Origin of the sequence: Algorimicrobium algoritergicola, assembly GCF_008086165.1 — a bacterium.
Taxonomy (GTDB): domain Bacteria; phylum Bacteroidota; class Bacteroidia; order Flavobacteriales; family Flavobacteriaceae; genus Algorimicrobium; species Algorimicrobium algoritergicola.
Map to the genome: position 1 here is coordinate 222,094 of NZ_VSKL01000004.1, position 14,786 is coordinate 236,879.

Genomic DNA, 14,786 nt, shown 5'->3' on the forward strand with positions numbered 1-14,786 from the left:
ATGCATTAGCTTTGCCAGGAAAACACCTTGATACTATGCAAACATTTGAAACTAAAATCACAGTCACTTCAGACGATATTGATAATCTAAATCACGTTAATAACGTACGTTATGTGCAATGGGTTGAAGACGTTGCTAAAATGCATTGGTTTACAAAGGCACCAAACTCCATAACTGATAATTATTTATGGATTATGCTGTCGCATCATATTAGCTACAAAAAGCCAGCATTTTTAAATGATGAGATTACACTAAAAACATACGTCCCAAACTCGGAAGGTGTTACGTGCACACGTGTTGTTGAAATATTAAAAGATAACATTCTATTAGCGAAATCTGAAACCACATGGTGTTTTATGGATAGTAACCGCATGCGTCCAACGCGAATAACCGATGAAATAAAAAATATATTTCTCTAATTTTTATAGCTTTCATACGAAATCATCAATTCAAAAGTTATATTTTTGAACAAATTGATATCATCTAATAAAACGAGCATGCTAGAAGCTTTATCACCTAAAGGATTGATTAATAGCATGTGACAATTAAAACAATAAAATAATCACATGAAACGTATTATTTACTTTCTTTTTTGCATTGGCTTTTTAATGCTATGGAGTTCTTGTCGTAAAGATTTAGAATTTTCTCGAAGCTCTGGAAATCTAGAGTTTTCAAAAGACACGGTTTATTTAGACACTGTTTTTACCAATATAGGCTCTAGCACGTACAATTTAAAAGTCTACAACCGCAGTAATGATGACATCAGTATTCCAAGCATCACTTTGGCCGCTGGTATGAATTCTGAATACCGACTGAACGTAGATGGGATGTCTGGAAATTCCTTTGAAAATGTCGAGATTCTAGCTAAAGATAGTATGTTCGTTTTTATTGAAACGACTATAGATATCAACAACCTACCAAATACTGGCGAGTTTTTATACACAGATAAAATTGTATTCGATTCAGGTGCCAACATGCAAGATGTGGATTTGGTTACCTTGGTAAAAGATGCCGTTTTTATTTATCCAAACCGTGATAATAGCACAGGGATTATAGAAACACTAACCTTAAATGTGGGAGGCGAAATATTAGAAACAGATATTCAAGGACGCTATTTAATGCCTGACGAATATACATTTACCAACGATAGACCTTACGTAGTTTATGGGTATGCAGCGGTTCCAAATGGTGAAACTTTAACTATTAATGCAGGAACACGTGTTCATTTTCACGCGAATTCTGGGTTATTAGTTTCTGAAGGTGCATCCTTGAATGTGAATGGTGCTTTAAGTTTAGACCAAGACGTATTAGAAAACGAAGTTATTTTTGAAGGCGACCGTTTAGAACCAGGATTTAGTGATATTCCTGGACAATGGGGTTCTATTTGGTTATTTCAAGGAAGTGTAAATAATGTTATTAATTATGCAACTATTAAAAATGCAGGTGTTGGTATTTTAAGTGATAGTAATGCCGATGAACCAATTGCTAAACTTACGATTACCAATTCGCAAATTTATAACAGTAGTAATTTTGGCATATTAGGAAGAAACACCTCTATTTTAGCGGAAAACGTTGTGATTAACAATTCCGGACAATCTTCATTTGCCGGAACCGAAGGTGGAAACTATAATTTTACACATTGCACCATTGCTAATTACTGGAATAATAGTTTCAGACAGTTCCCTTCCCTACTCCTTAATAATTTCCGCGAAACTGAAGATGCTATTTTGTTATTCGATTTAACGGAAGCTAACTTCAACAATTGTATTATTTACGGTAATGATAATCCAGAATTCATTTTAGATGAAGTAGCAGATCCAGGGAATATTTTCAATTTTAAATTCACCAATTCGTTGGCACGTTTCCAAGATCCGAATAATAATTTTTCAGGAAATAATTATGATTTTGATAATCCATTGCGTTATGAGAACATGCGCTTTAATAATGATCCTGATTTCAAAAACCCAAGAAACAATGAAATGATTATTGGTTTAGATTCGGGAGCATTAAATATTGGTCCTAATGCATTTTCAAATGATGTCTCTACTGATATTTTAGACAAACCTAGAACAGGTGCTCCAGATGCTGGTGCTTATCAACATACGGAATTTTAGAAATGAGGAAAATATTATATGCAATATTATGCGTGATGTTTATTGGTTGTAAAACAGCGGATACTAATTCAACTGAAAAACTTCATGTTAGTGGCTTTAAGAAAGGCGTAACAATAAAAAAAGCTGACTCACCCATATATATTAATGGATTTGAGAGTGCTAAAATTATTCATGACCAAGCGGGTCTTGCTGAAAGCGAATTGCAATTTCACTATACTTCTACCATTGTTCAAACTAGTATGGTAATGGTTAATAATTTCGGAATATGGAAAAAACGCATACCATTTCATAGCGAAAAACATCCAGCTTTCGTCTGGGAAGATGTCCAACTCCTAAAAAGTAGTTCTGAAAAATTTACTGTTATAACTGATGGCAACGAAGCCGATGGTTTACAATTTTCTTCTGTTATGGTTATAGATTCTGAAAACAATGATTGTTTGGCTAAAGGATATGAAATGAGGAATGCCATTATTTCATTTTTTTCTGAAGAGCTTAAAAAAAAGCAATCTTATAAATTAATGCAGAAAGCTTACAAAGACTTCTCAAAAACAAATTGAAGTACTAAAATTCGACCTAAATGAGATTCTTCAGGGCGTTCTGAATGACAAAAAACATCATATAAAAAACCTGCTTGAATTAACAAGCAGGTTTTTTTATTTTATAAGTTGAATCGCCTTAAACAAATAGTGGCAAGTGACTCATCATAGCATTTACTTTGTCGCTAATAGCTTCTAGTTTTGCTTCATCTTCATAGTTCATAATGACCTCATCCACCAAAGCTACAATAGCTTCCATATCGGCTTCTTTTAAACCACGTGTGGTAATCGCTGGTGTTCCAATTCGGATTCCAGAAGTTACAAATGGGCTTTTATCATCAAAAGGCACCATGTTTTTATTTACGGTAATATCAGCTTTCACCAGTGCGTTTTCAGCATCTTTTCCAGTAATATTCTTATTTCGTAAATCAATTAACATCATATGATTATCGGTTCCACCAGAAATAATATGGTAATCTCTATCTACAAAAGCCTTTGCCATAGCAGCTGCATTTTTCTTTACTTGTAACATATAGTGCATAAAGTCTTCTGTTAAAGCTTCACCAAAAGCAATAGCTTTAGCTGCAATAATATGCTCTAATGGCCCACCTTGATTTCCTGGAAACACACCAGAATCTAACAACGAGGACATTTTACGCAAGTTGCCATTTTTCAATTTTAAACCAAATGGATTATCAAAATCTTGCCCCATCATAATCATTCCTCCTCGAGGTCCACGTAAGGTTTTATGTGTTGTGGTTGTAACAATATGACAATGCGGTAATGGATCGTTTAAAATACCTTTAGCAATTAAACCCGCTGGATGTGAAATATCACCTAATAATAAAGCACCAACGCTATCTGCAATTTCGCGAAAACGTTTAAAATCCATATCACGAGAATAAGCTGATGCACCACAAATAATCATTTTTGGTTTTTCACGTTCAGCAACTTCGGCTACATGGTCATAATCTATAATTCCCGTTTCTTTTTTAACACCGTAAAAAACAGGATTGTATAATTTTCCTGAAAAGTTAACAGGCGAACCATGCGTTAAATGACCACCATGCGATAAATCGAAACCCAAAATAGTATCACCTGGTTTTAAACACGCTGAATAAACAGCTGTATTTGCCTGACTTCCCGAGTGTGGTTGTACATTTACGTAAGCAGCACCAAATAAAGTTTTGGCACGATCTATAGCCAATTGTTCTACTTCATCTACCACTTCGCAACCACCATAATAGCGTTTGCCAGGATAACCTTCAGCATATTTATTGGTTAAAACAGAACCTGCAGCTTCCATTACTTGGTCGCTTACAAAGTTTTCTGATGCAATGAGTTCTATACCATGAAGCTGTCTTTGTTTTTCAGCTTCTATTAATTCAAAAATCTGTTCGTCGCGTTGCATAAATTTTGGTTATTGTTAAATAGAATTCAAAAATAAGAAATACATTAGTTTAATTCATCAAAAAACATATATTTACTTGACAGATATAATTTTTCGGAAAGGTTAAAGTATTGCTATATTTTACATCATAAATTAGTATAAAAACGAAAAGTTATGTAGGTTTGATTAGAATTTTACAAACACAAAACCACCCTTAGTTATGTCACTTACAGCTAACAATCCAGATAGAAAATCCTGGTTACACGTAGATAAAAACTCCGATTTCCCAATTCAAAACATTCCATTTGGTGTGTTCCTTACACGTGATGATATTATCACGATCGGTACACGAATTGGAGATACGGCTATAGATTTAGGTGCTTTACACCAATTAGGGTATTTTGAAGGTATTCCGTTAACTGATGATATTTTTCTTCAAGATTCGTTAAACGATTTTATTGCAGACGGCAGAAAAACATGGCGTTTGGTTAGAAACCGAATTGCTGAAATTTTTGATGCAGAAAACAGTGAATTAAAAGACAATAAGAAAAATAAAGAAACGGTTTTGTTCCGTTTGGATGAGATTGAAATGCAATTACCTGTCCAGATTGGTGATTATACCGATTTCTATTCAAGCATAGAACACGCTACAAATGTGGGCACCATGTTCCGCGATCCTGAAAATGCATTAATGCCAAATTGGCTGCATATTCCGGTTGGATATCATGGCAGAAGTTCATCTATTATACCTTCGGGAATTCCAATACACAGACCTCAAGGTCAAACATTGCCAGCTGGTAGTGACACGCCTATTTTTGGTCCAAGTAAATTGGTGGATTTTGAATTAGAAATGGCATTCATAACAACAGATGCTAACGATTTAGGTGAACCGATTCCTATTGCTGAAGCCGAAGAGTATATTTTCGGATTGGTTTTATTCAATGACTGGTCTGCTCGTGATATTCAAAAATGGGAATATGTACCATTAGGACCGTTTTTAGCGAAAAGTTTTGCGTCGTCCATTTCACCTTGGATTGTAACATTAGATGCTTTAGAGCCATTCCGAGTGGAAAGTCCGAAGCCATTAAAACCACAATTACCTTATTTACAATATAAAGGCAAAAAGAGTTACGACATTAAATTAGAAGTTGCTATTAAGCCAAAAACAGCTAAAGAAACGGTTGTTAGTAAGTCCAATTTCAAATATATGTATTGGAATATGTCTCAACAATTAGCACACCACACTGTTAATGGTTGTCCTGTAAATTCAGGTGACATGATGGGTAGCGGTACCATCTCGGGTTCTACACCAGATTCTTATGGATCTATGTTAGAATTGAGTTGGAGAGGTGAAAAACCTGTTAAATTACAAGATGGTTCAGAACGTAAATTTATAAATGATTATGATACCGTAATCATGCGCGGCCATTGTGAAAAAGATGGTACACGAATTGGTTTTGGTGAAGTTTCAACGGAATTATTGCCTATTTATGTTCCCAAAAGCAATAAGTAAAAACACCCTTATTATAAAATAGAAAAGCCCACAAATATCATAATTTGTGGGCTTTTTTTTTATGTCTTTCCATTATATGCGCTAACTCCTGTGTGATATAAAATTACGCATCAAGAACCTTGCTTTTTGCAAGCCTACCTGCAACGACACTAATTATTAAAATTTGTATGGCATGAAATAACATTAATGGCAATAATATCATGCCCAGTATCGCCATATTCCCAAATAGTATTTTAGAAAAAACAGTACCGTGCACTAATGATTTTTTAGTCCCGCAAAACTGCGCGGTAATTTGATCTTCTTTTTTGAGCTTTAATTTTCGAGAAATAAAACCCGTTAAAGTAAAGGCAACAACAAATAACATTAAGACACCAACAAAAATGGCGCTTAAATCCAAAAATGAGACCACACTAAAAATATTGTTATTAAAAGATTCTGCGAAGCTCTTATAAATTATCAATACGATTACAGACTTATCAAATACCGTTAATTTGCTACTGTATTTATGTGCTAATTCACCTAAAAAACGCTGTAATACAAGACCTAAAATTACAGGTATAATGATTTGAACGATGAGTTTGAGGTAAATATCGGTAAAATCAAAATCTGTTTGTGTATTTACAACAAACAAGCCCATCCAGAGTGGCGTAATGACAATTCCAATAATTCCAGATATACTAGCGTTAAAAATGGCTGCTGGTACATTTCCTTTAGCCATAGACACCATAACAACCGATGATGATACCGTTGATGGCAATGCCGCCAAGAAAAAGAAAGCCAACCAAATAGTTTCCTGTTCCTCATTTTGAATCCATGGCCGAAATAACAAAACTAATATTGGAAACATTATAAATGTAGCACCTTGCACTAAAAGATGTAATTTCCAGTTTTGAAGTCCCGCTTTTAACTGTGTCGGATTTAATTTAAGCCCGTAGAAAAAGAATATAAGCGAAATCCCTATCACACTAATAGTATCGATAGGAACATTACTTTCTTGAGCTCCCCATTGTGGAAAAAAATAAGCAATTATAATAGTCCCAATGATAGATAAAACAAATTTATCAATCTTAAATTTCATGATAGTTCCTTTACTTCTAAATGCTAAATTAAATATTTCCTACAAAACAATAAAAAGTAGTTTAAGAACAAAAATAAGCAACTTTCAATCTTAACAGCTCATTTATAAATTCTACTATTTATTTTTTTAAAGCGCTAGTATTAAATGAAAAAGCACGGTTTATTTTACTGCTATAAACCGTGCTTCTTAAAAAGTGTTCTCAATTTACATTAATTCGGGAAATTACTCATATCCATTAATGACATGGTATTATCACGATGATAACGTGCTAATTTTAAAATTCTACTATCTGGCGAATAATGCATTAATTGATTAACAAAAACACCATAATCGCTTAATGTAGAGTACCCAAAAAGTTTACGTCCATATTCGTCATCTAAATCATTTAACTGGCTTGGCTTATACAAGCCATAATACCAACCGGTATTGATATAAAAATCACCTTGAACATTAATAATTCCTAATGAATTAGAAATTTCTGGTAACATACCAACACTTGTTTTAAGTGTCGTAGCATTCATAACTTTTCCGGCCATATCCATTTGTAATACGTAACCAACTCCATATTTAATTAAATCTTGTTCAATAGTAGCAGAACTTCCCGCATACATAGGTTTTTCAACAGTACCTGCTTTATACATAGATTCTAAAACTAAATACATGCTCTCGTCTTTAAAAATGAGTTCCGAAATTTTGACATCTGTAATTTCTGCTGGCGAAAAACCCGTTAAACTTTTATATTGCGTTAACGCTTCCACTTTATTATCATTCAACACTTTCTGGTCTGTAATGCTATACATTAAAAGGCGATTGAATTTTCCGGCACTAACACCAAAAGATTTATCTTCATAAAAAGCTATAAAATAATCCTGACTGCCTATTGAAAATACTTTAGGTTCAAATAAAGCCGTCTTTTCAGGAAATGCTAATTGTTTCATTCCTGCTGAAGTCACTTCAATAACTTGATTCGTTTCCGCTTTAAAACCTTTTTCAATGCGCACTAAAAGTACGTTTCCTGAATTGGTAACAGCTACATGCTTTTCAGTTGTATCTTCAAAAACCACCTCGTTGCTCCAAACTTCGTCACCATTTGTTGTATTATAAACATGGACGATTGTATTTTTCGGCTCTTTACGTTTAGAATAAGGTGTGTAAACTACCGCTGCAAAATGACCATTTTCTGAAATACGAAATGACATATCGCCAGATTTAGAATTAGACTCAATAGCATGCGTGAAAATTAAACGTGAGGTAAAGGCATCCGTTGTTTTATCGAAAACAATTTCATGAACCTCCATTTTGTCGGTCTTACCAGTATAACCATGTGTATAAGCCACCACTTGATTTTCGTTACGTTGATACATACCTAAAAAATTGTACAACGTGCTTGCGCCCATTCCTGGGAATTCAAAGTTAAACGTATCAACCAAGGCATTTTTCTGATCGAATTTGCGTAAAATAATATCATGCTGACTTTGCATGCCATGTTCATTTATCTGGCTGAATAAATAGGTGTTATAATTATCAGCTAAAACAAATTGAGCTTCTTTTTCAGATTCTGGATTAAACGGAAATTTATCGCCATAACTAAAGTTTTGCGCTTGTAATCCGCTAATAACAGCAAAAAGTAAAATTACTAATGTATGTTTCATAAGTTTAATTATTATAGATTTCTTGTTCTAAACGTTCCAATGTTTTTTCATCATCATAGGATAGTTTAATGTTCACTAAATTTTCTTGTAAATCGTTTAAATACTGCTCTGCTTCTACTTTTCTATTTAAAGCAACATGTAGTTTTATCAGGTTGAAATAAACGTATTGTGCTATTTTAGCATTGTAATCCGCTTTGGAGTCTTTGTAATCCACTAAAGTCAATACATTATTCCAAATATCAATTCCTTTTTGCATGTTTTCCATAGCCGAAATGGTCATTCTTGAATTTGGATCTTCTTGAATTTTCTTCAAATTCGTTAAAACATAAATATGTGCTTTCTCTAACTCGTCATAGGTGTTTTTACGATTTTTAACCACTTCCAAATACATCGATTTTCTTTGATTGATATAACCATAACGCTCATTCAAAAGTTGGTTGATTTTTCGCATAACCTTTTCCAAATATTTCTTCTCTTCCCTATTCTTATTAATATTATTTGTTGGGTAATTAGAAATCATTTCGAATTCCGTAAATAAATCCGTTTTGAAATTTTCCTCACCATTTAACGTCACCACAATTTTTGTAGGTTGATTAGCAAAAGATTGTCCAGCATTATCTTGAAAATTCACTTTATCAATTTCTACTTGAACATTTAGAATATTCTGACCACGTTCCAAACCATTAATTACAATTTTACTAGCCAAAATGATGTTATCAACAATGACGTAATCATTTAAATCTGGATCTCTATAAATCGGTTCTGCTGGCTTATAATAGGTTGGTCTATTAGGTAAAACTAATGTCGGTTTTTTTCCTTGATCTGTTAAAGCTAATCGTTCTAATAGTGTTAACTCGCTAAATTCTTTCGATTCTAATTCGAATTTTTCCTTCGCCAGCGTAATATCCGTTTCGTGCTGTTCTAATTTTGTTTTGTATTCTGCTTCACTATCAATTACTTTTTGATCGTAAGCTTCTAATTCATTTTGAAAATCAGTTTTAGATTGCGCAATAACATCTTCAGTTGTAACATTGTATGGTGAATTAACGGTTACAGCATAAAATTGCTGATCGGCTGGAATGGAAACTTCTGGCAATTGCGACACATTAAACTCCACTTTTTCACCTGTAATTCCCTGAGCCAAAATCATTTGAATACTCACAAAAAATAGGCATACTATTAAATAATACTTTTTCATTCTTTTTCTTTTTAAATAGTGTGCAAAAATACGAGTTTTTTAGTGATATAAATGGAATGATGTGGACTATTCAAAATTAGTGTAACAACCAAGATGAAAACGCCTTGTAAATCTGTCTCTAACTAAAGTTCAAAAAAAAACTCTCAATATTTAAATTGAGAGTTTCTTCATAATAATTTACTCAAGACAAAAATCTATTCTTTTTTGTAAATAGTAGTCCCTTCTTTAATAGTTTCCATAACAGAAATATCTTTGATTTCCATTGGCGATACTTTAAGTGGATTTTTATCTAGAATTACTAAATCGGCTAACAAACCTGTTTTGAGCATACCTTTTCTATCTTCCTCAAAATACTGGTAAGCTGCATTACTTGTTATGGCTTGTAAAGCATGAAATGGTGAAATACGTTCATCAGCTCCAATGACTTCGCCTTTTCTGGACAGACGATTTACCGCAGACCAAACAACAAACAACTGATCAATTGGCACTACATTAAAATCTGTATGATTTGTTGGTTTCAACCCTTTAGAAATAGCTGTTTTCATAGGACTAATAAAGGAAGTTTGTTCCAAACCGCGATTTTCAATATGTGCATCAGCAAAAAAGAAGGTATGTTCTGTATATAATGAAGGTATCATTTTATATTCAACATATTTATCAAGTTGATCTGCTCTTACAAATTGTGAATGAACAATAGTTGTTCGTCTTTCTTTTGCTGGGTTTCCGTTACTTGCAAATTCGTGTGCTTTTATACACATATCAATGGCTCCATCTCCATTTGCATGAAAAGTAGATTGCAAGTTATTATCATATACTTTTTTCAACATAGCATTCACCTCATCTTGCGAAAAAGTAGACTCACCTAACCAATCCGTCTCGCCACTTGGTCCACCTGTTAAATACGGTGTTGTAAATAAAGCTGTACGTCCTTGGGGTGATCCATCAATGGTGATTTTAATTCCTCCTAATTTAAATTTATTGTCATAATTTCCAAAAGCATCTACGCCATATGTACTTAAAACACTATCTAATTCTGTAATAAACGGATATGAAACAACATCAATAAACAAGGCGTTATCATCAGCTGCTTTTTTCAGAATAATCACATCAGACAAGTGAGACAATCCCTCTTGAGCGGTTGTAATTCCTGCTTCGGCATAAATCATTTGCCCATCCTTTATTTGTTGCACCAATTCGGCTTCAGATGGTTTTGGTAAATCTTCAAAAATAGGAAGAAATGCCGTTTCCATAATTAATCCGTAAGGTTCATTTGTTCCTGGCTTTCTAACAATGATTCCACCTGGAGGCGTTTCCGTTTTATCCGAAATGTTGAATTTTTCCATGGCTTTAGAGTTAATTACTGCGCCATGTAATGATACGTGCATAACCAAAACTGGATTATTTGGAAAAGCCGCATCCAAATCATCTCTGTTTAGGAGCTTTCCATCTGGCATAATTGTATCATCATAGCCATATCCAATAATTAGTTCGCCTTCAGGAATACTTTTTTCTGTTTGAATATTTTTTAAAGCCTCTACAATACCAGCAACATCATTGGCATTACCAACAGGAGATGGTGAGCAATTAGCTTGGTTACTCATAGATAAGGCATTAATAAAATGACTGTGTGGATCTATAAATCCTGGCAATAAGGTTTTACCTTCAAGATCTATTACTTTATATGAACCAGTAGTTTTCAGCGCTTCGTCAAAACTTCCAGCGAAACTAATTTTTCCGTCCGTTACAACTAGAGATTCAACATACTCAGCAGTTTCGCCAGACATGGTAATAATATCACCATTGTAATAAACGGTTGAAATAGATTTATTTTCGGTGACATTCTTTGAAGTTTCTGAATCTTTGCAGGCAAAAACTAGAAAAGTTATAAAAATGAGAGTAAGTAGTTTTTTCATTGAAATTTGGGTTAATGTTAGTTATAATTCTCTAACAAACATAATTAAAATCAACGTGAATCCTCCATAAAACTAGTTGATTATACTAAAGATATCTATTTAGCTCTAATGCATTAATTCCACCATGACTGGCATGGGCAACGGCTGTGCCATTTCTAATAATTAATAATTGTGGCGACTCATGAAGCACTTGAAACTTATAACCTGTTTCATGACTAACATCACGATAATTCAATAAATCTAAATAATATAAATCCGCATTTAAATCTACATCAAATGCATCAACAAACTGATTCATCACCATTTTACTAATACCACAGCGTGTAGAATGTTTAAATATCATTTGCGTTTTGGTGTTAGATTTTTTAGCAATTTCATCTAATTGTCCAACCGTGGTTAAAGCTTTCCAAGGCAATAACTTTTCCTCTTTAGGCTCACTGGAACCGCCAAATAACTTATTTATAAAACCCATTTTTCTAATTCTAAAATTTGTATCTTAAAGGTAAGTCGAAACAAGTTTACAAATCTTACAAACTGACTAAACGTCACGCTACAACTAGCTTTACGCGACATTTTGTCGCTAAACATGAAGTGGTAAGATTATTGACTTATAGCTATCAAACACAACAACTAGTAATAACAAAACATATAAACACATCCCTTAAAACGGATTATATACTATTATGAATTTAAATAATTATACCATAAAATCACAAGAAGCCATTCAGCAAGCCCAACAGCTTGCCCAAGGGTTTGGACATCAACAAATAGAAAATGAACATATTTTTAAAGCGCTTTTTAATATTGATGAAAACGTTTTACCGTTTCTATTAAAAAAGTTGAATGTAAACATTCCAATTTTAGAACAGGCTCTAGATAAGCAACTAGAAAGCTTTGCTAAAGTATCTGGTGGCGAAATTATGCTTTCACGAGAAGCAGGAAAAACCTTAAATGAAGCAGCAATAGTGGCAAAAAAAATGACCGATGAATATGTTTCAATCGAACATTTAATATTGGCTATTTTTAAATCGACCAGTAAAATTGCCCAAATGCTAAAAGATCAAGGTGTTTCTGAAAAGCACTTAAAAGCTGCTATTGAAGAATTACGTCAAGGTGATCGTGTAACATCTCAAAGTCAAGAAGAAACGTATAATTCATTGAATAAATACGCCAAAAACCTGAACCAGTTAGCCAAAGAAGGTAAATTAGATCCAGTTATTGGTCGTGATGAAGAAATACGACGCATACTTCAAATTTTATCTCGAAGAACCAAAAACAACCCCATTTTAGTAGGTGAACCAGGAACTGGTAAAACCGCTATTGCGGAAGGTTTAGCACATAGAATTGTAGATGGTGATATTCCTGAAAATTTAATCGACAAACAAATTTTCGCTTTAGATATGGGAGCTCTTATTGCAGGCGCCAAATATAAAGGTGAATTTGAAGAACGTTTAAAAGCTGTTATCAAAGAAGTAACAACTAGCGAAGGCGACATTGTTCTTTTTATTGATGAGATCCATACCCTTGTAGGTGCAGGTGGTGGTCAAGGCGCTATGGATGCTGCCAATATTTTAAAGCCAGCATTAGCGCGTGGTGAACTACGTGCTATTGGAGCTACAACTTTGGACGAGTATCAAAAATACTTTGAAAAAGATAAAGCATTGGAACGTCGTTTTCAGAAAGTAATGGTGGATGAGCCAGATACGGAAAGCGCCATTTCTATCCTTCGTGGAATTAAAGAGAAGTATGAAACACACCATAAAGTTCGTATAAAAGATGAAGCTATCATTGGTGCTGTGGAATTATCAGAACGATACATTACCAACCGTTTTTTACCAGATAAAGCTATTGACTTAATGGACGAAGCAGCTGCTAAATTACGAATGGAAATCAATTCCAAACCAGAAGAATTAGATGTGCTGGATAGAAAAGTGATGCAGTTGGAAATTGAAATTGAAGCCATTAAGCGTGAAAAAGATGAAACGAAATTAAAAACGTTACGTGCTGATTTAGCAAACTTAAAAGAAGAACGCAACGAGCTGAATGCCAAATGGAAAAGCGAAAAAGAAGTCGTAGATAATATCCAAACGGCAAAATCCGATATTGAAGAATTTAAACTAGAAGCCGAACGCGCTGAACGAGATGGTGACTATGGCAAAGTAGCTGAAATTCGCTATGGAAAAATAAAAGAAGCACAAGAACGTTTGGAAACCCTTCAAAAGGAATTGCAAGCCAATCAAAGTGAAAGTTCCTTAATAAAAGAAGAAGTCACTTATGATGATATTGCCGAAGTGGTAGCTAAATGGACGGGTATTCCAGTAACTAAAATGTTACAGAGTGAACGTGAAAAGCTTTTAAAATTAGAAGACGAACTTCACAAACGTGTTGTTGGTCAAGAAGAAGCTATTGTTGCGGTTAGTGATGCCGTAAGACGCTCTAGAGCTGGTTTACAAAATCCACAAAAACCGATTGGTACCTTCCTGTTTTTAGGAACAACAGGTGTGGGTAAAACGGAATTAGCAAAAGCATTGGCTGAATATTTATTCGATGATGAAGCGGCTATGACCAGAATTGACATGAGTGAATACCAAGAGCGTCATGCGGTGAGCAGATTGGTTGGTGCACCTCCAGGATACGTTGGTTATGATGAAGGTGGTCAGTTAACAGAGGCTGTAAGACGTAAGCCATATTCAGTTGTTTTATTAGATGAAATTGAAAAGGCGCACCCGGATACTTTCAATATTTTATTGCAAGTATTGGACGAAGGTCATTTAACGGATAATAAAGGGCGACTTGCAGATTTTAAAAACACGATTATCATTATGACCTCCAATATGGGAAGTCAGATAATTCAAGAGAAATTTGAAGCGACAAAAGATGTTGATGCCGCTATGGAACTAGCAAAAATAGAAGTGCTTGGTTTGCTAAAACAAAGCGTGAGACCTGAATTTTTAAACCGTATTGATGATACCATTATGTTTACACCTTTAACCCAGGAAAACATAACAGAAATTGTAGGACTACAATTAAAAGGCATTACCAAAATGATAGGAAAACAAGGCATCACGTTTGATGCAACACCAGAAGCCATTGCCTATTTAGCTAAAAAAGGCTACAATCCAGAATATGGTGCGCGACCGGTTAAACGTGTGATTCAGAAAGAAGTTTTAAATGAATTAAGTAAAGAAATTTTATCTGGAACTGTTTCAACAGACAGTATTATTCTACTAGATGCTTTTGATGATAAATTAGTTTTTAGAAATCAAGGTGATTTAGTAAACGAAGACTATTAAAGTTTCCTTAAAACGAAAATAAATAATCCGAAAGAACGTTTTCATTAATAAGTTGGTTAGTTAGTTTGAAAAAGCAATGTAAATCCCTAAAGGGATGCA

At 34.0% G+C, this 14,786-nt stretch carries 11 protein-coding genes; 5 read left to right on the plus strand and 6 right to left on the minus strand.

Annotation, left to right across the window (positions count from 1 at the left end):
* The first annotated feature begins 35 nt into the window (after positions 1–35).
* The 3 genes from ES675_RS11605 (at position 36) to ES675_RS11615 (ending at position 2,671) form a co-directional block, all read left to right on the plus strand.
* Positions 36–419: an acyl-CoA thioesterase gene (locus ES675_RS11605; protein WP_066251637.1), complete on the plus strand. Its 384-nt coding sequence runs from the start codon at positions 36–38 to the stop codon at positions 417–419.
* A 147-nt stretch (positions 420–566) separates the two neighbouring features.
* Positions 567–2,114, plus strand: a complete 1,548-nt coding sequence (locus ES675_RS11610) for a right-handed parallel beta-helix repeat-containing protein (protein ID WP_066251535.1) — start codon at positions 567–569, stop codon at positions 2,112–2,114.
* Positions 2,115–2,116: 2 nt separating this feature from the next.
* On the plus strand, positions 2,117–2,671 hold the full coding sequence (locus ES675_RS11615; RefSeq protein ID WP_148367461.1) for a hypothetical protein: 555 nt from the start codon (positions 2,117–2,119) through the stop codon (positions 2,669–2,671).
* 118 nt (positions 2,672–2,789) lie between these two features.
* Here the strand turns inward: ES675_RS11615 and glyA are convergent, their stop codons facing one another.
* Positions 2,790–4,061: a serine hydroxymethyltransferase gene (gene glyA, locus ES675_RS11620; RefSeq protein ID WP_066251527.1), complete on the minus strand. Its 1,272-nt coding sequence runs from the start codon at positions 4,059–4,061 to the stop codon at positions 2,790–2,792.
* A gap of 199 nt (positions 4,062–4,260) precedes the next feature.
* On the opposite strand from glyA, the gene fahA reads away from it, so the two are divergent.
* Positions 4,261–5,553: a fumarylacetoacetase gene (gene fahA / locus ES675_RS11625; protein WP_066251525.1), complete on the plus strand. Its 1,293-nt coding sequence runs from the start codon at positions 4,261–4,263 to the stop codon at positions 5,551–5,553.
* Positions 5,554–5,656: 103 nt separating this feature from the next.
* On the opposite strand, the gene ES675_RS11630 is transcribed toward fahA, so the two are convergent.
* The 5 genes from ES675_RS11630 to ytxJ all read right to left on the minus strand — a co-directional run bounded on the left by ES675_RS11630 (position 5,657) and on the right by ytxJ (position 11,866).
* Entirely contained in the window at positions 5,657–6,631 is a 975-nt protein-coding gene (locus ES675_RS11630) for a bile acid:sodium symporter family protein (protein WP_066251519.1), read from the minus strand.
* Positions 6,632–6,840: 209 nt separating this feature from the next.
* Complete coding sequence (locus tag ES675_RS11635) at positions 6,841–8,283, minus strand: hypothetical protein (RefSeq protein WP_066251516.1); 1,443 nt, start codon at positions 8,281–8,283, stop codon at positions 6,841–6,843.
* 4 nt (positions 8,284–8,287) lie between these two features.
* Positions 8,288–9,481 carry a hypothetical protein gene (locus tag ES675_RS11640; protein ID WP_148367463.1) on the minus strand — a complete coding sequence of 398 codons (1,194 nt, stop codon included), beginning with the start codon at positions 9,479–9,481 and terminating at the stop codon, positions 8,288–8,290.
* Positions 9,482–9,675: 194 nt separating this feature from the next.
* The gene (locus ES675_RS11645) at positions 9,676–11,394 is read right to left on the minus strand and encodes an amidohydrolase (RefSeq protein ID WP_197503484.1); all 1,719 of its coding nucleotides are present in this window, start codon (positions 11,392–11,394) and stop codon (positions 9,676–9,678) included.
* An 85-nt stretch (positions 11,395–11,479) separates the two neighbouring features.
* On the minus strand, positions 11,480–11,866 hold the full coding sequence (gene ytxJ, locus ES675_RS11650) for a bacillithiol system redox-active protein YtxJ (RefSeq protein WP_066251510.1): 387 nt from the start codon (positions 11,864–11,866) through the stop codon (positions 11,480–11,482).
* Between the two features lie 211 nt (positions 11,867–12,077).
* Between ytxJ and clpB the strand changes: the two genes are divergently transcribed.
* Complete coding sequence (gene clpB / locus ES675_RS11655) at positions 12,078–14,687, plus strand: ATP-dependent chaperone ClpB (RefSeq protein ID WP_066251508.1); 2,610 nt, start codon at positions 12,078–12,080, stop codon at positions 14,685–14,687.
* Positions 14,688–14,786: the final 99 nt, after the last annotated feature.